This is a genomic window from Rhodoferax lithotrophicus, assembly GCF_019973615.1.
GTDB lineage: Bacteria > Pseudomonadota > Gammaproteobacteria > Burkholderiales > Burkholderiaceae_C > Rhodoferax > Rhodoferax lithotrophicus.
The window spans coordinates 1553471-1578585 of the sequence record NZ_AP024238.1 but is presented as its reverse complement, the minus strand read 5'-3'; the positions used below and the strand labels follow the sequence as shown (position 1 = coordinate 1578585).

The following is a 25115-nucleotide window of genomic DNA, read 5'->3' as shown; positions in this document are numbered from 1 at the left end:
ACGACTTCATGTGACACTCATGTGACAAATACATGTCAGCGCAAGTTCACTTCCGGCTGACGGGTCAAGCCCGCACGCTGCATCCATGCAAACACCGAATCCACCGTGACGGTTTCAATACGATCATTAAACCGTTTTTCATTGGGGTGGTCATCAAACGCCACGTTGGCGGACGTGATGCGCCCACCCAAGCGTGTGAACGCACCAATCTTCAGCACACTGGGCTGGTAGCCCGTGAGCTGCATCCAGGCTTGCGCACGTTCGCGCGTGGGTGGGCCCATGCCCAGCTCTGGTGCCATGGCCAGCGACATGGTTTCAATCGCCCACTGGTTGGATTGCTGGTATTTTTGCCCCCACACGTAGCTGACCATGCTGTAGGGCCTGTGATGCAGTGACACAGCTCGGGGCTGATCACGCAGCAGCGCCAACAACCGGGTTTGCACCTCGGGTGTGGGCACCACCCAGGCAGCCTCAAAACGCCACAAATCATCCATAAAAAACTCACCCAAGCCCTGGCGGTAAATGTCAGACACCGCCGTGCCACACTGATTCAGCTTGTGCAGCACCCGCCACTGGCTATGGCCTTGCGAATCAGGCTGCTGGTAAGCAAAACCCAGATGCGAGTAATGCAAGCCATAACTTGTCAGGTCTTGCCCAGCCCGCGCCAGTATCACCACCTGGGCTCCGCTGGCATCCAGCGCGTGAAGCGTACGCTCCGCCAGCGCCAGTGCCTGGGTGACCGTCTGCAACTTGGGCGGCTTAGGTGTGTCGCAGGGTCGCCCGGCGTGAGCCGTCTGAAGGCTCCCCAGCAAACCCAGGGCCAACAAGGCCAGCGCCAGCATCTTGCGCCAGCTGACCTGATGAGATGAAAACAGCGTGCTCATTTGGTCACCCGTTCGTTATGCAGCAAGGCTTTACCCAATTCATTGGGGATGAACGCAATCACCTCCCCCGCCACAGACAGCAACACCCCGGCTCCCACCACACTCACGGTGGCCATCGTACCGACACCCACCGACACGGCGGCAACACTCTGGCCGAGCACCTCCACACTCACCTGCACACCATCCGAGACGCGCTCCAGCACATACACCGTGCCACGCGCCGAGACTTCAACCGCCTTGACCACCAGCACAGCCCCAGCCGTAGACAACACCGCCGGAATGGCCACCATCGCACCAGCGGCCGCACTGGCCCCGGCAACCACCGAGGCCACCGGCATGGCAAACACCGCACTCAGGGCCGATACCTCGCTTTGGGATTGCGCATCAAATGAGGCTGTAGCGCTTATAGATATTGCACAAGCAGCTATTAAGTATGTAGCAAATTTATGTTTCATGATGATCTCCTGATATATCAGGTTTTACGCCAAAACGTCGCGCTTGTCACGAGGCATTTGATGCTGCAAACGTGCCTCGCTCAAGTCAGCTTCATGGCGGTCACGCAGCGTCTTGGCCAAGGTAAAGGTACAAGTGATCAGGTAAAGCCAGCTCACCCCCAGAAACGCCTTATAGGCCTCATTCACCTCCATGCGCAGCAAGCCCCAGCCGGTGAGTGTCATGGCCAGAAAGAAGCCGCCCCACACCACCAACTTGAACAGCGGGGTATCAACCACCCGCCCCTCGGCCTGGGCGGCCTCGTTGTCGCGCACAAACTTGGCCAGCACAAACGCCGCCGACAGGCAGAAGAAATAACCCATCACCATGAACGCCCGATCCAGATCCTTGCCTGGCAACCAGGCCAGCCCGACACCACACAAAAACACCGCCAGACCAAACGACACCCACACCTGCAGCACCCAGGCCTTGGAATCACGGTGAATCAGCATTTGAGTTGAGGTTTGCATACGTTTCCTTGAAGAGTTGTTGAACATGGGCGCAAGTGTGGGCTGCGTCAGGCCAAATAGTCTCTTTTTTCATGTGAAGTCTGATGAATAGAGATGCAAGGTATCAATATCCGATACTTATCATGATGCGCTCAAGATCAATGCGCACGAAAGCAACTCATCTTTGTTTAACAAAGTTGCTACATCTTCAATAGCTATTGACGATTACTTTATAAGCGTTATAGGCTTAAATGGCATATGAAATGAATCCCACGACGCACTAGTCATTTACACCACCAAATCCCCTGTTTGGGGGATATTCAGAAAATGGTGCCGACGTGAGAATCAGCACATAGCGCCTACTTAGCCACTCCCCCAACCACCGCAACTGTTGCTGGACTTATCGCAGCGCAGGAAGAAATCTTGTGATGAAAAAATCTGAAATCAAAGCCAAGGTCAATACGCTTCTAGCGTCGGGCACGATGAAGGCCAGGGTATTTGAACTGCTCTCCAATCATGGCATCAAAGATCATCAGCTCGCACACTTTATTGCCTCATACCCTGATCCCAAACGCTGCAAAAAACATCACCAAAAAGTCAACATTCTCATTATCTTGATGTTGATTCAGACCATGATTGCCTTTTGGCTTGGCTTTGACCTCGGAGCCAAGATCGGGCCAAACGCCAAGTGGATTACAGGCATTCTGATGACCTCTATCCCGCTGCTGTTTGCCTGGGGTTTCCACACCAATCGCGTGGGGGCATACAACGCCTACATTTTGCTGTCGATCATTCAACTGCCGAAAGCATTTGAAGATTTTTCGTCCAGCCCAATTGCCTCATCCATCGGTATTTCCATTGCCATCGGAATCACTGCTTTTGTCTGGTATGTCAGGGAACAAATCTTTCCGGATTTCGCTTTGATGACTCCCAAGAAAATCAAAGGCCAGTACGTTTTTGTGGGCTAAGCACTGCAAGCTGGCCAACCGATCACACTTCGCAATGCCAAACTTAACATTTCGCTCGACGCAGGCCTTGCGGGGTTGTGCTTTGGCTTCTTCATGGCCATCTACTACGCTATTGGACGCAAGAAGCACCAGTTACCGTTATGGAAAGATCTCAGTGCAAGCGCCAAAACCTGACATGGCGCGCAGCGTCTCAGGCCGTGAACGTCAACCACATTTCCAACAAATCAAACCCATGCACATTCGATACACACTTTTACCCATTTTTCTCTTGGCCACCTTGTCAAACGCAATAGCCAAAGAGTCGTGTGGAATCCACGCAGCGGGTCTTCTGGCTAGCAGCAAGACAAAAGAATTGGCGACCTTGTTCGCCAACCCGTCTGAGGTTTTGGGGCCCTTGCAGCGTATGGCCGAAAGCCTCGGCAAAGTGACAGGTATCCAAGAAGCGACGACTGCACGCTTTGCGCAGCACACAAGAATTTCCATTCAAGCAAAGGATTTACCAGACTCCTACACCTACCAGGGTTACTGGATCAATGCGCACTCGGAGTCCATCGGCCCGTTGCAATTTCATATCGCCAGCGCTCCAGAGTCAGACTGCAGGCTTCTTGCGCTACACGTGGACACTGCAAAGTGAATTCAATGCGTTGCCAGGGGCAATGAACAACAACGACCTGGTGCTGCTGGTGCGGGCCTGCCTGCAAAACGCCAGCAAGCTGTCCGCCAACCACACCAAACAACTGGTCGCCAAAGGCCACCCTGCTGAACTGATTGGAGAGGCGCAACGGGTTGTCACTGCGGCACTTGAGGCGTTGGATGATGCAGGCTGAGGCAGCAAGCTGTGTAGGTGAGTGAGCGCGCTGTTTGGTCTGTAATGCGTGACTCAAAATACTACATTTTTTATAGCTGCTTACGCTTACTGAATAAGCGCTAGAAACCTAAAATTTATAAAGCACTTAAGATGCTATTGAGCAATCAACAGACGCATTGAGATCCCCCGTTTGGGGGATGCACAAGGCATTGCGCCTGGAAGACAATCAAGCCATGAGTGCTTCAAGTCAAATTTCAAAAACTGCCGGGTTTGATGCTATTTTTATTGCAGCTAAGTCTTCAATGGCAGTTTGCGGAAAGACGCATTTTCAGATTGAACTTGTCACTTTAATTTGCAGCACCTTGCGGTGTAAATCACGGTCGATCGACGGATAGAACGGTGGCACTAGCACATATGCTGGGTATTTATACAGCGACGATTTTCTGGTAGCGTGCGTAGCTGCGACACAGCGCACGGACAAAAGCAAGCTTTTGACACGGACGAAGTGACACAGCTACGTAGGCTGTTGACCAAAAAGGGGACGATTGTGGATAGACAGAATACGCGCCAAGAGGTGTTGCGATCCGCGACAGACCGCCTCAATCGTACGGACACCCGCTTCGCGTGCGCCGCACATTTCCAACGTTGTGCGTCATAGAGGCAGCTATGCACCCCGATCTCGACGGAATTGAGTTTGACTGGCTTGCCAGGGACACCGATGGAAATATCGCGCTCTTTGCGACAGCCGGTGAAGGATTTTTCCCAGCTCCCGTGACAACCCATCACGCGAAGCACTCGGCAATCACGGAAGCTATTCCCAGCCCACACACTGGAACGGAGAAAGTGTGGAGCGACTACGCGGCAGTCGGGTTGTACGTTTTTGACTGGGATCTTCCGGGTGGTCCGTACAAACTGCGCGCAACTCCAATGAAGCAAGCAAGTTCGGAACTAGTTGCTGATATCGCGGCGGTGCCTCAACTCCCTCGGTTCAATGGAAGTTTTGCTAGTCTTAAAGAGCTGAGCCAGTGGCAATGACGCACATCGGGTAGCCGGGAGTCTCTAACTCCCAGCCCCCACACCACCCACCATGCGGGTCCGCAGTGGGCGGTTCAACAAGTTGGCACGCTCGACGAAGTTTTCCTCCTCTTTCCCGTATAGCCCTGTGCGTTGCACCACAGGTCCTTCACACTGAGCAAACCTTGCTCCTTTAGCCACGCGTTGGATATCGCTTGCTTGATCACTGGTGTTCTGGACATCTGCCAGTAGCTGTTGCTGCTGACACCGTGCTGAATCGCTGACTTCAGGTCAACCCCCAAAGCCAGCAGATTCTTGATCTTGGTTCGCGCCCAGCGCCACTGTTTCCAGTAGCACATGCGGATGCGCCGCCTGATCCACTCGTCCAGTTCAGGAACCGGTCGGTAGTACTGGCTGATGCCAAAGTACGCCGTCCAGCCCCGAAGATATTGCCCCAGTTTTCGCAGCCGGTATTCCATGGAAACGCCCCAGCTTCGCCCGGTCAGCTCTTTGATCCGGTGCTTGAAGTTTGCCAAGACCTTGTCAGTCCAGCGTATTTTCTTGCCCTTGATCGTGAAGCCCAGAAAGGCGCATTCGCTCATCGGTGCCACTTTGCTTTTGGCCAAGTTGACTTTGAGTTTGAGGGTGGTTTCCAGATAACGCGTGATGGAGTCCATCACCCGCTGTGCCGCGCGTTCGCTTTTGACAAGAATCACCATGTCATCGGCGTAACGTGCAAAGCGGTGTCCCCGCTTCTCCAGCTCAATGTCAAGCTGGTGCAGCAGGATGTTTGCCAGCAGTGGCGAGAGTGGCCCACCTTGTGGGGTGCCCACTTCGCTCGGCTCCACATGCTCACCGACCAGCACTCCGGCGCGCAGGTAGCGCCCGATCAGGCGCAGCAGTCGCTTGTCGGCAATGGTTCGACCCAGCAAGTTCATCAGCACGTCATGGTTGACGGTGTCGAAGAACTTGGCCAGGTCGATGTCCACTGCGATGCTTTTGCCGTCCTTCACAGTCGCTTGCACCTGCCTGATCGCCTGGTGTGCATTGCGGCCAGGTCGGAAACCGAAGCTCGAATCCGAGAAGCTCGGATCGAATATCGGCGTGAGCACTTGGGCGATAGCCTGCTGGATGACCCGGTCCATGACGGTGGGGATACCCAGCAGGCGTTTGCCGCCGCCGGGCTTGGGTATTTCCACCCTGCGCACTGGCTGCGGCTGGTATCGCCCTTCTCTGATCTGCTGTCGCACGGCTGGCCAGTGTGCGCGTGCATGGTCAGGGAAGTCGTCAATGGTCATGCCGTCAATGCCCGGCGCGCCTTTGTTGGCCTTCACTCGTTTCCATGCCTGCGTCAGGTTGTCGCTGGTCAGTACGGCTTCAAGCAGTTCAGTTGTCACTTTGCTTTCACTTCGTCTTGTGTCAAGGCTCGGTGCGTGTTGGCCGCCGCCCGCATCTCACCCGTTCGGGCTTGGTCGATTTGGTCAAGGCTTTCACGTCTGCTCCTTGTGTCTCATTGTTTGGCCCTTCGGTATCCCGACTCCTGAACACCTACTACGGCCGCTGCTGACTTCTGCATCGTCACGGCTCACATTGCTGCAAGTCGCGCTGTGTTCATGAATGACGTTGCTGCCAGTTTCTTCGACACGTGGCGGGCAGCTCGCCACGGCACTTGAGTCTTGGTTTCCCGGTGGAACCGATCCGGGTCATGCCGTCATCCATTTGCACCGCACGCGGTGCAGATCTCCCCAGGTAAGGGTCGCAAACTTTCTGTGCACAAACGCCGCATTTACCGTAGGCATCGAACCGTTGGGCTTTGCTGTCATGTGCCAGCTTGCCTCGGCGCTCTGGGCCTTCTATGCGGTTTCTGTTCGTCGTCTCGCACATTTGCACTCGGGCTTCCTCCAGACTACCCCTCGCGGGTCAGCCCCTCCGTAATCGTTGATAGACGATTACGGACACGCCGTCGGCTAGTGGTTAAGATTGCTCTCTATGAGTCCAATTCGGTTCTCCCACAGGGGACTTTCACCCCATAAGTTCGCGCCCATGCTGGGCGCACACCATTCATTGCAGCGGACCTGCGCCAGCTGCGCTGGCTGGTCCACTGAATTCAAACGTTAAATGGCTATGGAACCCTTGATCACAATTCGCTCCACCGCCTCAAACCGTGTGCTCCAAATTGGCGAACCAAACGGCAGCTTCTTTCCTGTCGAACTCACTGGGTATTCGATAACGGCCAATACACAGCTATGGTCGGAAATGGATGCACCCGATCTCGCTTTCTTTTTCGCCAACCTTGGCGAGCATCGAGCGCCCTGGAAGGGAGCAATAACTTGGGCTTCTTTGGAAGGCGATTTAGGTTTGTCCGTCACCTGCACGGCCTTGGGTTCAGTTACTTTTCAGGTGAAGCTCCGAGGCCTTCCTGGTGCGCCCGAGGAGTGGAGCGTTCAAGTTGGTATCGAGACGGGACTCGGTGAACTCGAAAGATTGGCAATCGAAGCGAAGGGTTTAGTAAATGCGAACAACGCCATTTAACAATTTGCTCGGCGCGGACACGCAACCGAAGGCTGCCGCTGCGCGGCACTGGTTGCGCGCCGGGCAGCGCCGACGTTAACCCAACATGCCCCCCACCCGCCTTACCCCTCAGCACGCCGCTGAATACCGGGCACTCATGCTTGAAGCCTATGCCCGGCATCCAGACGCTTTCACATCCAGCGCTGCTGAACGCGCCCAATTGCCCGTCGCCTGGTGGGAGGATCGCCTCGCCACGGGCGAGATGCCCAAAGAGATCGTCTTTGGCTGCTTCACCAACGGTGTGCTTTCTGGCGTGGCAGGCTTGGCATTCGAGAAGCGCGAAAAAGCCAAACACAAGGCCACGCTCTTCGGCATGTATGTGCCAACCCAGCAACGTCATCGGGGTCTCGGCTCAACGTTGCTCGCCACGACACTGGCCTACGCCAAGACAAGGCCCGGCGTGTTGCTGGTTCAACTCACGGTCACCGAGGGCAATACGGCTGCTCAGTCACTTTATGAGCGGCACGGATTCATGCCGTTTGGTTTGGAGCCTTTTGCGGTAGCCGTTGACTCCGGGTATGTGTCCAAGTTGCACCTGTGGTGTCCTCTTGAAAGCTTGCCGAAATACTCCTTTTAACGTAGCTGCTTGCGCTTACTGGATAAGCGCTAGAGGCCTAAAACACATAGAACATTTGAGATGCCATTGAACAAACAACAGATGTCATCAAATCCCAGGTTTGGGAGAAACCCAATGCATTGCGCCGAGGGCACAATCAGGCCATGAATGCTTCCTGTCCATTTTCAGAAACTGCCGGGTTTTTTGCTATTTTTATTGCAGCTGACTATGCAATCACAGAAAACTTCGAGGCCTTTTTTGATGCAGAGAAGTTCACATTCATTTGGAGCACCCTGCGTTGTAAATCACGTTAGCCCAATGCTATGCGTCGTCTGATCTTCATAATGTTGCTCTTGCCTTTTTCACTCTATGAAGCTGGCAACTTCACAGGGTTTTCATGGAAGAGATTGGAATACGTGGGAGAGCGAGAAATCATTGATGCGGCAGTTCGATTCAGCTACCCGGATATTTACTCCAACCTCCAAGAATTACAGGCCGACTATTCCAAGTTCAAACCAGCAATTCGGTATTGGGGTAGCTGGTCAATTCAGGTGGAGAATGATTTTCTTGAAAAATTGTTCGGGTTAACGCGGTACCAGGTTCGGATGCCCGAAGAAATAGTAATGGTAAGCGTCGACGGTAATGCACAATTTTCGCGGAGCGACACTGATTGTCCGGGTGACAGTGGTTGCCCATTTACCCCGCCAGATAATCCAGAACAAGGAATCGTAGGGACAGTTCAATACGGCCGACCCAACTACGAAGTGGCCAACGATTTTTCGGTTGAATGGAAAGGGGCTGAGAAGGGCAGCGTATTCAGGTCCGAGCATTGCTTTTCCGCGTACATCAACTCCCTCGAAAACAAAGCACTGGTAGTAAGCCCAAAAGGCACTAATGCAACCACCGTCCGCAAAGGCTACGGTTTTTACTTGGTTGCGATAACAGGTGACGCCTACGGTCGCATGAGAATTTCTAAGGCTGCATTTGAAAAATCCAAGTTGTGCAGCATCGAGACAAGAAAGGCTTGGCCCAATGTCGGAGGGTGGGCGTGGAAGAGATAATTGGGCTAACCCATCATTCCACAGTACGCTGCGCGAGAAAGACGCGCAGCGCCGGTAAATTCAGACGTTCGAGCCATTCACGGTAGCAATTGAGCAATTGACTCCAGGTATATCGCCAAATCGCCCGTGTGGTGTTCACCTGAAAATCGATCAGAATGACACCTCAAAAGCTACATTTAAAGTAGCTACTTGCGCAAACAGAATAAGCGCCATAGGCCAAAATGACCTATAAAAACCAAAGCGCAAAGCCCCCCATCAGAACGAGTGCCAAAGCCTGCTTGATTGCAGAACCGCCCCGCTGACCCAGCCCGCTCAACGCGATGCACCATCCCGCATGCTATTCTGAGCCAGCCGCGCGAGGATTCAAATCCGCGCTGGGAGGCATGCAGTGGCTGTTGTCCCCTTCAACAGGCTGCCGCATCGGGCCAACAATGGATGGAGGTTGCATATGGGCATACGTCTCAAGGTTCTTCTGGCATTTGTGCTGTGTTTTGGCGCGATGGCGGGGGTGAGCCTGTTCTTGCTGCAGCAAAGCATGAGCAAGAGTTATGAAGCCATTGAACGCGATGACATTGCAGACAACATGGGCCGGGTGGAGCAGAGCTTTGAGGCCAGTGCCACCAGCTTGAAGAATGTGACCAAGGACTGGGCGGTCTGGAACGACATGTACCGCTATGCCCTCAAGCCCGATGCACGTTGGGCCAAGGACAACATTGGCACAGAGAGTCTGGCCCCGGCAGACATTGCCTTCAGCGCTGTTTTTAGCAAAGATGGCCGTTTGCTGACCTACAGCGCGATCCAGATCGAGGATGCCACGCTGAACATCTTTACCCCGCAAAACAGTGCCTATTTCCAGCACATCAAAACCAACACCCAACTGGCGCAATGCGGCCTGATCAAGACCGATGCGGGCCTGATGCAAATCTGCTGGGCGGGCATTGTCCATACCGATGCACTCAACGATGTGGTGGGCACGGTGCTGCTGGGGCGTTTGCTGGATGCGACGCGCATCCAGAAACTGCGCGAGCAGACCAAGCTGTCGTTTGACCTGAAGGCGCAAGCGGGCCTGCCCACAGGGTTGACCCCATGGCGCAACATTCTGAAGCCGGGGACGATTGGCAGCGGTGAATTCTGGACCTCGCTGGATGACGAGGTGGTCAACATCTTCTACCCGGTGCGAGACATCTTGCAGGGCGAGCTTGGGCTCATTTCTCTGGACATGCCACGCACCGTGCACCGCCAGGGTGTGCAGTTGTTTCAGCAGGTTCGCCAGCAGTTGCTGTGGACGGCTTTGCTCATGACCACCTTGCTGGGCCTGACGCTGAATTTCATGCTGGTGCGCCGCCTGCGTCGGTTCGCCAGGCAACTGGAGGTGCTGGACGGGTCGTCCAGCTGGGCCACGCGCATTGACATAGGCGGCCACGATGAGCTGAGCCTGGTTGCCGCCAACTTCAACAAATTACTCTCGCTGATCCAGTCCCAGGTGGAAAGCCTCAAGGAACTGCTGGCGGCCAAAGAGTCTGCCCTTCAGGTGATCGAGTCCACCCAGGCGCAGCTCAAGCAGTCGGAACAAGCCGCCTTGCAGGGGCAACAACGGGTGAGTGATTTGCTCAACCACTCGGGGCAAGGGTTTCTGTCATTCGGCGCAGACCTGGTGATTGACCTGGAGACCAGCCGTGCCTGTGACAGCATGCTGGGCTGCTCACCAGCGGGACGCAACGCGGCTCAGGTGCTGGTGGGTCAGGACAGCGCGCAAGCCGAACTCTTTGGCGAGGTGATCGCCGCCGCGCTGGCCGAGCCAGAGCCGGTGGTGCGCGAGAGCATGCTGAGCCTGCTGCCCAGCGAACTGGCGCGTGGCGACCGCTTGCTCAAAGCCGACTACAAACTGCTGGGCAACGGAAAAACCATGGTGGTGCTGACCGACATCACCGAAGAGCAGCGGCTGCAAACCATGCTGCAAAGCGAACGCAGCCGCCAGGCCTTCATCGTCTCGGTGGTGTCTGACAGCCGCAGTTTCTTTGATGCGCTGGATGCCTGGGGTGAATTTGTCAACCACCGGTTGCCGCTCTTGCTCCAGACCACGCTTGATCCGCAAACCAAGGCCAACAACCTTTACCGCGACATTCACACTTGCAAGGGCTTGCTCAACCAGTTTGGTTTTATCCACACGCCCACGGCCTTGCATGACCTTGAGACCCGCTTGTCGGCTCTGCTGGCACAAGGTGATGCGCTGTTGCCCCAGCAACTGGCTGAAGCGGTTTCTTTGCATGACTTGAAGACCCCGTTTGAACAAGACCTGGCGATCTTGCGCGACGCACTGGGCCAGGAATTTCTGGCGCACCGCAAAAGCATCCAGCTGACCGACCATCAGGCGCAGCAGCTCGAAGCCATGGCTGCACACCTGCTTGCTGGTGAAAGCATCGATGCCAGCCGCGCCGACATGCACACGCTGCTCAACGCGCTGCTGCACCTGCGCAAGCTGTCCCTGAAAGAGCTGCTGAGTGGCTTTGACCGCCTGGTGAAACAGCTCGCCACGCGCCTGGGCAAAGAAGTGGCCCCGCTCAAGGTCGAAGGTGGTGACAACATCTGGATCGACCCGCAGCCCTATCAGGCTTTTTTACAAGTGCTGGGCCATGTGTTTCGCAACGCCGTCACCCATGGGCTGGGCACTCCAGAGGAACGCTGGTCAGAGGGCAAAAATGAGCCCGGGCAGATCATGTGCCGCATCAGCCAGAGCCTCAACAGCCTGCATCTGTCCATCTCTGACGACGGTGCCGGCATTGATCTGGAGGCCATTCGCCAACGCGCGGTGGCCGCCGGACTTTACACCGCAGAGGCCGTGCAACAGGTGTCAGACGACGACATCGCCAAATTGATTTTCCGGGATCACATCAGCAGCAGCACCACGGTGACCGAGCATGCCGGACGCGGTGTCGGACTGGCCGCAATGTGGTGCGAAACCCAAAAGCTGGGCGGCACGCTGGCCGTCAAAACGCTGGCGGGCAAGGGCACCGAATTTCTCTTCACCCTGCCCTGGCCTGGCGCAGCCTCAGAGGCCAGGCCGTTCGATCCCCAAACGCCCAGCCCTGCCACGCTGATCATGCAATCCATGGTGACAAAAACACGTGACTATTTCAGCAACGAACACGGCATCCCCTTGGCAGACGTACCCCTTGCCGACAGCGCTGTCGCCGCACCCCACCTGCTGGATGTGAGCGTTATGATCGGTTTTGGGGGCCAGATCCAGCGCCAGGCCATCTTCAGCTTTGAAAACAGCCTGGTCAACGCCGTGCATGTCTGGATGACCGAAGGTTTTTCCCATCCTGTGGAAGAATTGACCCTGCACCGCGAAGCCGCCATCGGAGAATTGGTCAACACCATCCTCGGACACTGTACGATCGACATGGCGCATCTAGACCACCAGGGAATCACCATGACACCACCGCTCATTCTTGACCCCACTGCCACCTTTCCAGCCCCCGGCCACACCGTGCTGGACACCCATCACCTCGTATCCCAGTGCGGGCGTTTGAGCATCAGTCTGGTGGCCCCAAGGTGAACCCGATGGAAATCACCGCGCTCAGAGTCCTGGTGGTTGACGACTCGCCCATCATCAGCCAAAAACTGGTCATGATGATGGAGCTGCTGGGTTACCGGGTGGTGAAGACGGTTGACAACGGCTTAAAAGCCATCGCCGCCTACCGCGAGTACAAGCCCGATCTGGTCACTATGGACATCACCATGCCGGAGATGGATGGCATTGCAGCCACACGTGCCATCAAACGCGAATTCCCGGATGCCAACATCATCATGGTGACCTCCCACGGGCAGGAAAAAATGGTGCTGGAGTCCTTGAAAGCCGGAGCCAAGGGCTACGTACTCAAACCGTTTCAACAGCAACGGCTGGTGGCGGTGATAGAGAAAGCCTGCCACAGCGTGATTCTGGAAAGCCGACTGCGCACCCAACTTGAACAGCGCGAAGCTCCAAAACCTGCGGCCGCGGCGCAGGCCGCCCCAGACCAGGTGACACCGACCGCCCCTGAAGTGGCGACTGAACCACCGGCGGAGATGCCCGCAGAGTCCGCAGTTGAAGTCCCGCCGAAAAGCACACCGGAGTAGCTGCGGCGAAACTCAACCCAGTCAGAGCCGAAAGCACAGTCAGCCCATGAAGTCTTCTAGTCTATTTTCAGAAACCGTTGGGATTGATGCTATTTTTATGGTAGCAGACTATGCAATGGCAGCAAGCGGCAAGGGCTGTTTGAATGCGGGGAAGATCACATTCATTGGCAGCACATTCCGATGTGAATTTCGTTAGTCAGTGCAATTTCCACACACACTATGACACGTAAGCGAGCTACCTTCTACAAATATCGTGGATTCAGCACAACCACCATTGACTCTCTTTGCCGTGACCATTTGTACTTCGCGAATCCCGGAACATTCAATGACCCGCTCGACTGCAGTCCAACGCTGGACTGCGACTCACCGCTTGAAGAACTCCGGAATTTGCTATCTATTCTTGTGAGAAGGCGAGTAAAGTCTGAAGTACTCGCGTCTCTTAGGCAAGCTAGAGTCAAGGGTGAGGGTGCCACAGCGCACGCAGAGAAGAGAGCGATATTGGAAGCGAGAAAAGAGCTAGAGACCATCGCATACAACGCCACAGACCCCGAGTACACCGTGTCCGAAGCGGAAGCAGAAAGATATCTTCTCACCACACAGATCGAAAGCGAACTCCATCGGCACTACGAAAGAGGGGTTTGCTGCTTCTCTACTACCTACGCAAGTCCTTTACTTTGGAGCCATTACGGTGATCAGCATCGCGGTCTATGCATCGGATATGGCCTCATTCGACAACCTAAGCCAGAAATGCACGCCGTCGTCTATGGAGGCAGCCGATCAGTACGCACGTCGGTTCTGATTCGCGCACTGGTACATGACGATCAAAACGCGAAGAAGGAACTTGATCGTGATGTCCTTCTTCGGAAAGCAAGTGGCTGGAAATATGAGAGGGAGTACCGTCTGTTGGGAGTGCAAGGTAATCAAGACTCAACCCTACTGCTCAAGGAGATCACATTCGGTCTGCGGTGTCCTGAATCGGTGGTGCACACGGTAGTCAAAGCACTCGCTGGCCGTGATGCCGCGATGCGCTACTTTCAGATGAAAGTAGAACGCGATCGGTTCGCCCTTCGACGATCTGAGGTTGACCAAGCCGAACTCTCCATGTACATGCCGAAAACCGCGCAGTCTGGAGAAGAAATATGTAATGGCTTCAATGAAGCTGAAGCTGGTTCCGATGACGCTGCTTAACCTCTCAGTCAACATCACAGCTTCGTGCCATTCGATTTAGAGCCATTTGATGATGCAGTTGAATCCAGGCACATCACCAATGCATCACATACTCCCTCTTGAAAGTCCGCCCCAAAATCACGTCTATCGCTACATTTAACGCAGCTGCTTACGCATACAGAATAAGCTCTAGAGGTTAAAATATCATATAAAAATCAAGACACAAGGCCCCCAGCAGGATGAACGCAATAACCTGTTTATTTGCTGATTCACCCTGCCGGAAAAACCCAATTCAGCGCGCTACACCCTCCCCCAGCAAGCCCGCCACCCGTGCCCTCAACACCCCCGGCTGCACCTCGCCCGCCGCCATCGCCGCCCCCACATTCAGCCCCACCCGATTCAACACGCCGCGCCGGAAGGGGTGCACCATGGCCGCACCTTTTTCAACCCGGCTGAAGTACGAGCCCCACAGATTGGTCAGTGCCATTGGTACCACCGGCACGCTCAAACCCTGCTCGGCAGTGCGCTCCAGAATCTTCATGATGCCGCCTTTGAACTCTTGCAGCGTGCCGTCTTTGGTGATGCCGCCTTCTGGGAAGATAGCCAGCAAGTCACCTTCTTGCAGCACTTTGGCGGCAGCTTCAAACGCGGCCTCATAAGCCACCGGGTCTTCGGCTCGCGGCGCAATCGGGATGGCTTTGGCTAGCCGGAACAACCAACCCAGCAGCGGCACCTGAAAAATGCGGTGATCCATCAAAAAATAAATGGGCCGCGGGCTGGCGGCCATCAGCAACACCGCATCCACAAAGCTGACATGGTTGCAGGCCAGAATGGCCGCGCCCTGGCTGGGAATGTGCTCGTCGCCCTGCACCTTGAAGCGGTACACCAGGCGCGACAACACCCAGGCGGCAAAGCGCAGCAAATACTCGGGCACCAGCATGAAGATGTAAAACGCCACCACCGCATTGGCCAGGCCGGTGAACAAAAAGATCTGGGCAATGCTGAAACCGCTCTTGATCAAAGCCCCGGCGATGACCGAGCTGCCAATCATGAACAGCGCGTTCAAAATGTTGTTGGCAGCAATGATGCGGGCGCGGTGTGTGGGCTGGCTGCGCAACTGGATCAGTGCGTACATGGGCACGCTGTACAGGCCGGCAAACAGACTCAAGAGTAGCAGGTCGGCCATTACCCGCCAGTGTGCACTTTGCGCCAGAAACGCGCCCAGGCCCATCACCTCGACGGGCGGCAGGCTGCGGGAGGCAAAGTACAAGTCCACCGCAAACACACTCATGCCAATCGCGCCCAGCGGCACCAGGCCAATTTCCACATGGCGGCGGCTGAACACCTCACACAAGAGCGAACCGGTGCCGATGCCAATCGAAAACACCACCAGCAGCAGGGAGGCCACCTGCTCATTACCGTGCAACACTTCTTTGGCAAAGCTGGGGAACTGGCTCAGAAACACCGCGCCAAAAAACCACATCCAACTGATGCCCAGCAGCGAGCGGAACACCACCAGGTTGCCGTGGGCCAGCTTCAGGTTGCGCCAGGTCTCACTCACCGGGTTCCAGTTGATCACCAGACCGGGGTCGGTGGCGGGGGCGCTGGGGATGAGCTGGGCCACGCCACGCCCAAGCAAGGCCAGCAGCACACAGGTCAGGGCCACGTCACGGTGGCCCACTTCAGGAATCGCCACCAGCAGGCCACCGGCGATATTGCCCAGCAAGATGGCCACAAACGTGCCCATCTCGACCATGCCGTTGCCACCGGTCAGCTCACGCTCACCCAGCACCTGCGGCAGGTAGGCGAATTTCACCGGGCCAAACAAGGTGGAGTGCAACCCCATGAGGAAAGTGCAGCCCAGCAGCACCAGCACGTTGTCGGCCATGAAGCCCCAGGCGGCCAGCCCCATGATGACAATTTCCAGGTTTTTCACCAGGCGGATCATGGCTGTTTTATTGAACTTGTCGGTCAGCTGGCCGCTGGTGGCCGAGAACAGCAAAAACGGCAGAATGAACAGCGCCCCAATCACCAGGCCGGCCATGGCCGGGGGCAACCAGTCCACGCTGAGCTGATAGGTCACCATCACGGTGAAGGCAAACTTGAACAGGTTGTCATTGGCCGCACCGGCAAACTGGGTCCAGAAGAATGGGGCAAAGCGACGCTGCTTGAGCAGTGCAAACTGATTGGGATGCTGTGCGTGCGCTGGTGACACAGTAGAGACGGCAATCGCCTGGGTTTCGGCATTCAACATGGCTTCTTTCCTGAAGGTTGGAATGGGGAAATAGGGGCTCAAGCCCACACCTTGGCCGCCTGATGCAGCCTGAATTGCGGGTGATTGTGCATGACGGCGATGACCGGCCAGGCTGCCAGCGCAGCTACCACATGCTTCAGACTGTGGCCCGACACCAGCCCACCGGTCCAGCCAAACACGGAGTGGTCGCCCAGCTCCAGCAACTTGGCCAATGTGTACAGCGCCACCACCGGTGCCAGTGACAAACCCCAGCCATCGGGCGTAGGTTGGCGCAGGGCCAAAGCCAGCAGCAGCAACATGCCACCGGCTTGTACCACCACCCAGGGCAACAGGTCGCCGGTCTGATACCACACCAGCACCGCCACCGGCCCGGCCAGCAACGTGGCCGCCAGCGTTGCGACACCGGCACGCAGGCTGATGCGCTCAGCCACCGCCATGCCCAGCAGCCCGGCAAATGCCACCACCATACCCAGCCGATCCCAGGCCAGGCCATGGTTGTCGGGCTGCCAGTGGTAGTAGCTTGAACCGGCAGCGGTCACTAGCAAGCCGCCAAAAAACACCGCAGCCAGTTGCCAATGGTCATTCAAGCTGCGTTGCAAGCTGGCCTGCCACAACCGCACCAGCCCCCACAGGCCGACCACGGCAAACGGGAGGTTGGTGAGCACATCCATGGCGCAAGGCAGGCCGTGCCAGCCACGCTGGTCGGCAAAAGCGTGGTACTGCGCATGCTGGGCTACGCTGGGGCCCCAAGCGGCCAACGCCAGGGCCGCCAGCAACGCAGCCAACAGCACCTGTTCAGGCCGAGACAAAGCAGGATGGGATAAAGCGGATGAGGATAAAGCTTTCATGACAAACACTCCGGTGGGTTAAAAACACCTGCAGTGTGCAAACGTCACGATAAAAATTTGGCAAATATCTGAACCTGTATAGATAATGAATCCGCAAAGTATCACCAGACAATACCCATGAGTACCACCGCCGACCTTGTGACCGCCCTGAAAAAAGAACTCAAAGCCGCCCGCATGACCTATGCCGACCTGGCGCAAAGCCTGAACATGGCCGAGAGCAGCGTCAAACGTATGCTGGCCAAGGGCGACATGCCGCTGTCACGCATTGATGCCATCTGCCGCGCCCTGAAACTTGACTTTGCCGACCTGGCCCGCCGCGTGGCCGACGCGCAGCCGCTGCTGGCGCAGCTCAGCCAGGAGCAGGAAAGCGCCGTGGTGGCAGATAAAAAACTGCTGCTGGTGGCGATTTGTGTGCTGAGCCAGTGGACGCTGGAGCAAATCACAAGCGCCTACCGCCTGACCGAGGCCGAATGCACCGGCTACCTGGTGCAGCTTGATCGCATTGGCATCATTGAGCTGCGGCCCTTGAACCGTTACCGGCTCAAGCTGGCCAAAGCCTTTCGCTGGCGGCCGCATGGCCCGGTGATGAACTACTTTCGCGACAACGCGCTGCTGGACTACTTCTCGGGCGGTTTCAACGGCATGGGTGAAGGCTTGCTGCTGGTGCATGGCTCGGTCAGCCGCAGCCTGGCCCCGTCGTTCATGGAGCGCATGCAGCGCGTGGCGCAGGACTTTGCCCAGCAACACCTGGCCGACCAGAAACTCGCCGAGAAAGACCGCGAGGGCTACACCCTGCTGCTGGCCATGCGCAGTTGGGAGTTTGAGGCCTTCGCCATGCTGCGGCGGTAGTCGAGTGATTTCTGCCCGTTCAGGCGTGTCACCATGGCCACTTATTCCACAGGAACGAACAAGCCCAGCTTGATGGTGTCCAGCACCACATTGGTGGTGATGCGGGTGATGTGCGGGTTCTCGGCCATCATGCGGGCGATGATCATGTCGTAAGCTTTCACGCTTGGCGCGGTGATGATCATCATCACATCCACATGGCCGGTGACGTAATAGATTTGCTGGATTTCAGGGTGGTCTGCGGCCCAAAGACGGATGCGTGGCAAGGCATCGTAGTTGTCCCGAATCTCCAGACCGGCGATAAAGGTCATCAACGGCCCCACTGTTTGTTGGTCAACAACAGCCACCTCCGCTGTGATGATCTTCTCGCTGCGCATGCGGCGCAAGCGGCGCTGCACCGCAGAGGCCGACAAGCCGACTCGCTCGGCAATCACCTCTGCATTGAGGTGGCAGTCCAGCTGTACCAGCGCCAGAATTTTGCGGTCAAACGTGTCAAGGGATGCGTCCATGCGGTGATTTTAGGGAGCGATGTCAACTGATGTTTGGGCATAAGGTATGGTTTTTGCATGTTGGCGCGACATCATCTGCCGATACACTTCCTACCCCTCAATTGAACCCAAATGAATTTGTCGTTGCCCTCTGGCAGTCCCTTGTGAAAGAAAGATGCTTAAGTGAGTAGTACCGAACCCCGCCGCCATGCCAAAGAGGTGCTGGTCGTTGAAGACCTGCACAAGTCCTTTGGGCAAACCGAGGTGCTCAAAGGCATCAGTCTGACGGCCAAAAACCATGACGTGATCGCCATTCTGGGCAGCAGCGGCTCCGGAAAAAGCACCTTTCTACGCTGCATCAATTTGCTGGAAACACCCAACGCCGGGCGTGTGTTTGTCAACGGCGAGCTGATCAAGATGAGCCTGGGCAAGGACGGCATCCTCAAACCTGAAGACCCCGAGCAAATCATCCGCATCCGCCGTCAGCTGGCCATGGTGTTCCAGCAATTCAACCTGTGGGCACACATGACGGTGTTGCAAAACGTGATGTTTGTGCCGGTCAAGGTGATGGGCATCGACAAGCGTGATGCCGAACTGCAAGCCATTGCCTACCTGGAAAAGGTCGGTTTGGCTGAAAAACAGCACTACTACCCCAACCAGTTGTCGGGTGGCCAGCAGCAGCGTGTGGCCATTGCCCGTGCGCTGGCGGTGGAGCCCGATGTGATGCTGTTTGACGAGCCGACCTCGGCACTGGACCCGGAACTAGTCACCGAGGTGCTCAAAGTGATGCGTGCCCTGGCCGAAGAAGGCCGCACCATGCTGGTGGTGACCCATGAAATGGGCTTTGCCCGCGAAGTGGCCAGCAAGGTGGTGTTTTTTCACCAAGGCAAGGTGGAAGAAGAAGGCCCGCCAGACGAGCTGTTCACCAGCCAGCGCTCGGCCCGGTTCCAGAAATTTTTGTCAAGTGTGTCCCCCAAGTAGTGGGCTTTTTTATAGGAAAAAAATGAAACGTTCTCTTCTCAAATCCATCGCCGCCGCCAGCCTGTTGTTGGCTTTCAATGCTTACGCAGAGCCCACCGTCAAGATCGGCACCATCACCGATTACGCACCCTTTGAGTACAAGGATGCCAGCGGCAAGCTGCAAGGCATGGAAATTGAACTCGGCAACGCCATGTGCAAGATCATGAAGGTCAAGTGCGAATACGTGACCATGGATTTCGACGCGCTGATCCCTGCCTTGAAAGCCAAGAAGATTGATGCCGTGCTGGCCCAGATGTCGATCACCGACGAGCGCAAAAAAGTGGTGGACTTCACCGACCTGTTCACCCTGGCTCCGGTTCAGTACGTGACCAAAGTGGGCGCTGGCATCACCGAAAACCCGGCCACCCTGAAAGGGAAAGTCGTCGGTGTGCAAAGCGGCACCACCCATGAGTCCTACATGAACACCCGCTTGCCAAAATCCAAGTCCGGTATTGACATGAAGATCTACCAGTCGATGGATCAAGCCTGGCTGGATCTGGAATCAGGCCGTGTGAATGCGGTGCTGGCAGACACCACCGTGGCGTACGACTGGATCGTCAAAACCGGCAAGAGCAAGGGTTTTGACTATGCGGGCAAACCACTGGTTGACAACGCGATCTTTGGCGAAGGCACGGGCATCGCCATCCGCAAGGGTGACCCGCTGAAGGCCAGCTTCAACAAAGCCATCAAAACCGTATTGACCGACGGCACCTTTGCCGCAGAAAACAAGAAAGTGTTCCCGTTCACGATTGCGCCGAACGCCGCCAAGTAATTGAGAGATCAGCCCCCAGCTTTTGCACATGGAAATTCTTTTTAGCTATTTTGGGCAGCTTCTGCTGGGGGCTGCGGTCACGTTGCAGCTGGCGTTTACCTCGCTGTTTTTTGGTTTGCTGTTGGGGTTGGCGTTTGCGGCCTGCAAACTCTCCAGCAACGTGTATCTGCGCTGGACGGTGTCGCACTTCACCAGCCTGTTGCGCGGCATTCCTGAGTTTTTGATCATTCTGATTTGTTATTTTGGACTGTCCAATCTGATCAACAACCAGTTTGATGCGGCATTTGAGATCAGCCCTTTTGCCGGGGGGGTGTTTGCACTCTCCATCGTGTTCGCGGCCTATGCCTCCGAGGTGTTTCGCGGCGGATTTGTCGCCGTGCCCCACGGGCAGATTGAGGCGGCCAAGGCCTATGGCCTGACACGAACCCAAATGTTTTTCTATGTTCAGTTGCCCCAGGCCTGGCGCATCTCCTTGCCCAGCCTGAGCAACATGTGGCAATCGCTGTTGAAAGACACCTCGCTGGTGTCGGTGGTGGGGCTGGAAGACCTGTTGAAAAAGGCCGGCATGGCGGCCCAGTACAGCAAGCAGCCGTTTGTGTTTTTCATGGCGGTGGCAGGCATTTATTTCTTGTTCCTGAGCCTGTCCAACCCGGTGTTTGCTCATCTTGAAAAGAAAGCCAACCGTGGCTACCACCAACCCAAGGCGTGATGATGTCGCTGCTCAATGATTACATGGCCCTGCTGGCTGAAAAAGGGCCGGACATTCTGGATGGGCTGCTGTTGACCCTGGAGCTGCTGCTGGGCTCCAGTGTGATTGGATTCATGTTGTCCGTGCCGCTGGCAGTAGCACGGACATCGACCCACCGGGGGGTGTCCCGTTTCGCCAGCGCGTACTCTGCCATCTTTCGCGGCACGCCGTTGCTGGTGCAAATTTTCATTTTTTACTATGGCTTGAGTCAGTTCGAGTGGGTCAGAAACTCGCCCGCCTGGCTGGTGCTCAATGACTCCTTTTATTGCGGGGTGACGGTGCTGGCGCTGAATCTGACCGCCTACATGGCCGAAGATATTCGTGCGGGCATCCTGGCCGTGCCTGCGGGTGAGAAAGAGGCAGCCACCGCCTATGGCCTGACCACGTTCGAGCGCTATCGCTACATCATCCTGCCGCGTGCGTTGAGTATTGCCACGCCGGTGTTGGGCAACGAGATGATTGCCCAGCTCAAAGCCACCGCCCTGGTCAGCACCATCACGGTGCTGGATCTGACCGGGGTGGCGCGTCGGCTGTCGGCGGTGTCCTACACCACCGATGCGCTGATCATTGCCGGGGCCATTTACGCCATGATCACCTTGATCATCTCGCTGGCCGTGCGCCTGGCGGAACACCACAACAACCGCTACTTGCGCCGTTAAGCTGCCTGGCTTTGCAGATGGATAGGAGCTTGCGGTTTGGCCGCAATCGACGATGCAATTTCGCCGCCAGCCACCACAACCCGCCGGTACGATGGCCGCTTCTTTTTTGAGCGCCATTGATGCCCCAGGTCAACCCCAAGCCAACACGCCCACTTCAAGCCGCCACGCTGGCCTTGAAGGGTGGGCTGATGCACGACCCGGTGACCCAGGCCATTGCGCCCAACATCGCCATGTCGGTCAATCATGCGTTCGCCCCCGGTGATGGCGCTTTTTCGGCAGATGGTGTGGCTGATCTGACCGCCTTGCCGTTTTTGTACGCAGGCTGGACCAATCCAACGGTGCGACAACTGGAGCTGCGCATGGCGGCCCTGGAGGGCGCGGATGATGCATTTGCCACGGCCAGTGGCACGGCCGCCGCCAACGCGATGTTTTTCACGTTTCTCAAAGCGGGTGATCACCTGATCATCAGCGACGTGTGTTATGCCGGGGTGCACGAGCTGGCGTGCAAGTTGTTGCCTGATTACGGCATCGAAGTGTCCACCGTGAACCTGTCGTACCTGGACGATGTGGCAGCAGCCATCCGCCCCAACACGCGGCTGATCCATGCCGAATCCCCCTGCAACCCGCTGCTGCGCCTGACGGACCTTGCTGCACTGGCTGAAATCACCCGGGCGAGAGGCATCTTGCTGGCAGTGGATTCCACCTTTGCCACGCCGGTGGCCACCTGTCCGCTGGCGCTCGGGGCTGATCTGGTGCTGCATTCCCTGACCAAATTCATCAACGGCCATGGCGACGCGCTGGGTGGCTGCGTGGCCGGGCGCAAAGATCTGGTGGAGCGGATTCGCTCACGCGCCGGGGTGTATTTTGGTGCGGCACTGTCGGCGCAAAACGCCTGGCTGATCATGCGCGGCATCGACACCTTGTTCCCCCGCATGCAGGCCATGTCGGCCTCTGCGGCCAAAGTAGCGGCTTTTTTGCAGGCGCATCCGGCGGTCAGTACGGTGATTTATCCGGGCCTGGCGAGTCACCCGCAGCATGCGCTGGCACAGCGGCAAATGCGGGTGCCGGGGGCGTTGATCATCTTCCAGGTGCGTGATCCTGAGGCGGTGGCGCAGCGCCTAGCGCGCGATGCAGCGGTGTTTGACTATGCGTTTTCCATCGGCCACCAGCGCAGCCTGGTGGTGCTGCTGAAAACCCAAGACCTGCTCCAATCCACCTTTACCCTCACCCCCGCCCAACTGGCAGACTACCGCCGTTATGCGGGTGACGGTGTTTTGCGCCTGTCCATTGGGCTGGAAGACCCGCAAGACCTGATCGACGACCTTGACCGCGCATTGACCCTCTGATTTTTTAACGACGCTCATACCATGCCCAACGCTGCCACTTTTTTTGACCCTATCGCGCAAGCCCTGTCACAACAACCCGTCTTCATCCTGGATGGTGCCCTGGCCACCGAGCTGGAGAAGCGCGGTGCCAATTTGAACGACCCGCTGTGGTCGGCCAAGCTGCTGATCGAGCAGCCCGACCTCATCCAGCAGGTGCACTTTGACTACTTTGTCGCCGGGGCCGATGTGGCCACCACCGCCAGCTACCAGGCCACGTTTGAAGCTTTTCAGCGGCGCGGCTACAGCCGTGAAGAGGCCGCCTCGCTGATGCAGAAATCCATCACCCTGGCACTGCAGGCGCGTGATGCCTTTTGGGCCGACCCTGCCAATCGGGTTGGGCGCATCCAACCGCTGGTGGCTGCGTCGGTCGGTCCTTACGGCGCCATGCTGGCGGATGGCTCGGAATACCGCGGCAACTACGGCCTGTCGCAACAAGCCCTGGCTGACTTTCATCGCCCGCGTCTGCAGGTGCTGGCCAACGCCGGCGCGGACCTGTTGGCCTGCGAAACGCTGCCCTGCCTGGACGAAGCCCTGGCCATTGCCAGCCTGCTGCCGGAGTTTGATCACATGGCGGCCTGGGTCAGCTTTTCCTGCCGGGACGGTGAACACAACAGCCAGGGCGAAAAATTGGCCAACTGCGTGGCCCAACTGGACGGCGTGCCGCAAATCGTCGCTGTCGGCATCAACTGCACGGCTCCCGAGTTCATTCCTTCGCTGGTGGCACAGGCCCGCCAAGCGACCACCAAGCCGATGGTGGTCTACCCCAACTCAGGCGAGCAGTACGACGCGGCGCACAAGCAGTGGCATGGTTGCAGCCACTCGGACAACTTTGCCCAGCAGGCACAAGCGTGGTATGCCTGCGGCGCACGGCTGATTGGCGGCTGCTGCCGCACCGGACCGGCTGACATTGCCGCCTTGGCCCGGACATTCAAAGCCCGCTGAGTCATCCGGCAACCAGATTGAAGCAACCCGGCCTCAATAACTATACTTTTCATAGCTACTTACGCAGTCATATCAATGACTAGAGGCCAGTTTCTTATAAATTTCCAACCCCACTCCGGTCCACGCGCCTGCTGTGCCCTGCCGCTCTCTTAGTGCGCCGCAACGAACAGTTTGGAGCATGGCCATCCATGGGTTGTGACAAACCAGATAGACGTACGCCCACCCAAGGAATAAACTCCCTGCGTAGACATCCAAGAACTGGAATTTCCATGAAAACGCCAAGCACAGCCCGCACAGAACACCCCCATCGTTCTGCGGCCTTAAGGCTTTTCCCCAACATACTGATGTGGGCCATACTGTTGACTCTGGTGCTGCTCAATTCACCCGCGCTGGCGAATGAAAAATTGGTGTTGTCTACAGGGGTGTTAAAGCCCTACACCACACCGGATCGCCAGGGCTTTCTGGATCAGTTGATCACTGCCGTTTTTCGTGACATTGGCATTGAGGCTGAAATCATCCTCTATCCAACGGCCACCGAGCGTAGCTTGCTGAATGCCAACGAAGGTTTGGATGATGGCGAGGCCATGCGTGTGGCCGGACTCGAAAAACTATACCCCAACCTGATCCGGGTACCCGAAGAGGTGATCTTCAACGATTTTGTGGCCTATACCACCGGCGAACCCTTTACCACCGACAGCTGGGATAGCCTGAAACCTTATTCCGTCACCTACCTCATTGGCTGGAAAGTCTTTGAGCAAAATGTACCCAAGGGCAAGGAAATCACCCTGGTGCGAGATGCCAATCAGCTGTTTGGCATGTTGAAATCCAAGCGGGCTGACATTGCGTTGTACGAACGCTGGCAAGGGCTAGTGAAGGTGCGCGACATGGGATTCAAGGTACAGGTGCTGGAACCACCGCTGGTGCACACCAAGATGTTCATGTACCTGCATAAAAAACACGCGGCACTGGTGCCCCGCGTGGCCCAGGCACTGGCCAAAATGAAACAGGATGGCCGCTATCAGCAAATCTTTGACAAAACCCTGAAACCTTACGCCGACTGAAGC

The 25115-nt window shown here is 56.6% G+C and carries 26 protein-coding genes; 19 read left to right on the top strand and 7 right to left on the bottom strand.

Going from position 1 to position 25115, the window contains the following annotated elements; translation table 11 throughout:
• Positions 1–35: 35 nt before the first annotated feature.
• The 3 genes from LDN84_RS07300 to LDN84_RS07290 are packed head-to-tail and all read right to left on the bottom strand — an operon-like array spanning position 36 to position 1846.
• Positions 36–884: a DUF2145 domain-containing protein gene (locus LDN84_RS07300; RefSeq protein ID WP_435405923.1), complete on the bottom strand. Its 849-nt coding sequence runs from the start codon at positions 882–884 to the stop codon at positions 36–38.
• A complete protein-coding gene (locus tag LDN84_RS07295) occupies positions 881–1339 on the bottom strand; it encodes a hypothetical protein (RefSeq protein ID WP_223910515.1) in 459 nt (152 codons plus the stop codon). Before LDN84_RS07295 ends, LDN84_RS07300 begins: the two co-directional genes overlap by 4 nt.
• Before the next feature lie 24 nt (positions 1340–1363).
• Positions 1364–1846 carry a YiaA/YiaB family inner membrane protein gene (locus LDN84_RS07290; RefSeq protein WP_223910512.1) on the bottom strand — a complete coding sequence of 161 codons (483 nt, stop codon included), beginning with the start codon at positions 1844–1846 and terminating at the stop codon, positions 1364–1366.
• A 407-nt stretch (positions 1847–2253) separates the two neighbouring features.
• On the opposite strand from LDN84_RS07290, the gene LDN84_RS07285 reads away from it, so the two are divergent.
• The 5 genes from LDN84_RS07285 to LDN84_RS07265 all read left to right on the top strand — a co-directional run bounded on the left by LDN84_RS07285 (position 2254) and on the right by LDN84_RS07265 (position 4636).
• Positions 2254–2793, top strand: a complete 540-nt coding sequence (locus tag LDN84_RS07285; RefSeq protein WP_223910509.1) for a permease — start codon at positions 2254–2256, stop codon at positions 2791–2793.
• A 3-nt stretch (positions 2794–2796) separates the two neighbouring features.
• Positions 2797–2967 carry a DUF6404 family protein gene (locus LDN84_RS23105; RefSeq protein WP_353961414.1) on the top strand — a complete coding sequence of 57 codons (171 nt, stop codon included), beginning with the start codon at positions 2797–2799 and terminating at the stop codon, positions 2965–2967.
• 1 nt (position 2968) lies between these two features.
• Entirely contained in the window at positions 2969–3427 is a 459-nt protein-coding gene (locus LDN84_RS07275; protein WP_223910506.1) for a hypothetical protein, read from the top strand.
• A 22-nt stretch (positions 3428–3449) separates the two neighbouring features.
• Positions 3450–3620: a hypothetical protein gene (locus tag LDN84_RS07270; RefSeq protein WP_223910502.1), complete on the top strand. Its 171-nt coding sequence runs from the start codon at positions 3450–3452 to the stop codon at positions 3618–3620.
• A gap of 647 nt (positions 3621–4267) precedes the next feature.
• Positions 4268–4636 (top strand): hypothetical protein, encoded by a 369-nt coding sequence (locus tag LDN84_RS07265; protein ID WP_223910499.1) that lies wholly within the window; start codon positions 4268–4270, stop codon positions 4634–4636.
• Between the two features lie 74 nt (positions 4637–4710).
• Here the strand turns inward: LDN84_RS07265 and ltrA are convergent, their stop codons facing one another.
• Positions 4711–6012, bottom strand: coding sequence for a group II intron reverse transcriptase/maturase (ltrA, locus tag LDN84_RS07260; protein ID WP_223910497.1), 1302 nt, complete (start codon positions 6010–6012; stop codon positions 4711–4713).
• A gap of 721 nt (positions 6013–6733) precedes the next feature.
• On the opposite strand from ltrA, the gene LDN84_RS07255 reads away from it, so the two are divergent.
• The 6 genes from LDN84_RS07255 (at position 6734) to LDN84_RS07230 (ending at position 14110) form a co-directional block, all read left to right on the top strand.
• On the top strand, positions 6734–7147 hold the full coding sequence (locus LDN84_RS07255; protein WP_223910494.1) for a DUF6228 family protein: 414 nt from the start codon (positions 6734–6736) through the stop codon (positions 7145–7147).
• Between the two features lie 85 nt (positions 7148–7232).
• On the top strand, positions 7233–7763 hold the full coding sequence (locus tag LDN84_RS07250; protein WP_223910491.1) for a GNAT family N-acetyltransferase: 531 nt from the start codon (positions 7233–7235) through the stop codon (positions 7761–7763).
• 302 nt (positions 7764–8065) lie between these two features.
• A complete protein-coding gene (locus LDN84_RS07245) occupies positions 8066–8803 on the top strand; it encodes a hypothetical protein (RefSeq protein ID WP_223910488.1) in 738 nt (245 codons plus the stop codon).
• Positions 8804–9251: 448 nt separating this feature from the next.
• Complete coding sequence (locus tag LDN84_RS07240; RefSeq protein WP_223910485.1) at positions 9252–12362, top strand: CHASE4 domain-containing protein; 3111 nt, start codon at positions 9252–9254, stop codon at positions 12360–12362.
• A 5-nt stretch (positions 12363–12367) separates the two neighbouring features.
• Positions 12368–12922, top strand: a complete 555-nt coding sequence (locus LDN84_RS07235; RefSeq protein WP_223910482.1) for a response regulator — start codon at positions 12368–12370, stop codon at positions 12920–12922.
• Positions 12923–13420: 498 nt separating this feature from the next.
• Positions 13421–14110, top strand: coding sequence for a DUF2971 domain-containing protein (locus LDN84_RS07230; protein ID WP_223910479.1), 690 nt, complete (start codon positions 13421–13423; stop codon positions 14108–14110).
• 271 nt (positions 14111–14381) lie between these two features.
• Here the strand turns inward: LDN84_RS07230 and LDN84_RS07225 are convergent, their stop codons facing one another.
• Positions 14382–16343 (bottom strand): MFS transporter, encoded by a 1962-nt coding sequence (locus tag LDN84_RS07225; RefSeq protein WP_223910476.1) that lies wholly within the window; start codon positions 16341–16343, stop codon positions 14382–14384.
• A gap of 38 nt (positions 16344–16381) precedes the next feature.
• Complete coding sequence (locus tag LDN84_RS07220) at positions 16382–17191, bottom strand: hypothetical protein (protein ID WP_223910473.1); 810 nt, start codon at positions 17189–17191, stop codon at positions 16382–16384.
• 117 nt (positions 17192–17308) lie between these two features.
• Between LDN84_RS07220 and LDN84_RS07215 the strand changes: the two genes are divergently transcribed.
• Positions 17309–18040 (top strand): helix-turn-helix domain-containing protein, encoded by a 732-nt coding sequence (locus LDN84_RS07215; RefSeq protein ID WP_223910469.1) that lies wholly within the window; start codon positions 17309–17311, stop codon positions 18038–18040.
• Between the two features lie 41 nt (positions 18041–18081).
• Here the strand turns inward: LDN84_RS07215 and LDN84_RS07210 are convergent, their stop codons facing one another.
• Positions 18082–18546 (bottom strand): Lrp/AsnC family transcriptional regulator, encoded by a 465-nt coding sequence (locus LDN84_RS07210; protein ID WP_223910466.1) that lies wholly within the window; start codon positions 18544–18546, stop codon positions 18082–18084.
• A 162-nt stretch (positions 18547–18708) separates the two neighbouring features.
• On the opposite strand from LDN84_RS07210, the gene LDN84_RS07205 reads away from it, so the two are divergent.
• The 7 genes from LDN84_RS07205 (at position 18709) to LDN84_RS07175 (ending at position 25112) form a co-directional block, all read left to right on the top strand.
• Positions 18709–19506: an ABC transporter ATP-binding protein gene (locus LDN84_RS07205; RefSeq protein ID WP_276572421.1), complete on the top strand. Its 798-nt coding sequence runs from the start codon at positions 18709–18711 to the stop codon at positions 19504–19506.
• Positions 19507–19528: 22 nt separating this feature from the next.
• Positions 19529–20317, top strand: coding sequence for an ABC transporter substrate-binding protein (locus LDN84_RS07200; RefSeq protein ID WP_223910462.1), 789 nt, complete (start codon positions 19529–19531; stop codon positions 20315–20317).
• 28 nt (positions 20318–20345) lie between these two features.
• A complete protein-coding gene (locus LDN84_RS07195) occupies positions 20346–21026 on the top strand; it encodes an ABC transporter permease (protein ID WP_223910460.1) in 681 nt (226 codons plus the stop codon).
• A 2-nt stretch (positions 21027–21028) separates the two neighbouring features.
• A complete protein-coding gene (locus tag LDN84_RS07190) occupies positions 21029–21724 on the top strand; it encodes an ABC transporter permease (RefSeq protein WP_223910456.1) in 696 nt (231 codons plus the stop codon).
• A 119-nt stretch (positions 21725–21843) separates the two neighbouring features.
• A complete protein-coding gene (locus tag LDN84_RS07185; protein ID WP_223910452.1) occupies positions 21844–23070 on the top strand; it encodes a trans-sulfuration enzyme family protein in 1227 nt (408 codons plus the stop codon).
• Positions 23071–23091: 21 nt separating this feature from the next.
• Positions 23092–24051 (top strand): homocysteine S-methyltransferase, encoded by a 960-nt coding sequence (gene mmuM, locus LDN84_RS07180; protein WP_223910449.1) that lies wholly within the window; start codon positions 23092–23094, stop codon positions 24049–24051.
• Positions 24052–24320: 269 nt separating this feature from the next.
• The gene (locus LDN84_RS07175) at positions 24321–25112 is read left to right on the top strand and encodes a substrate-binding periplasmic protein (protein ID WP_223910444.1); all 792 of its coding nucleotides are present in this window, start codon (positions 24321–24323) and stop codon (positions 25110–25112) included.
• Positions 25113–25115: the final 3 nt, after the last annotated feature.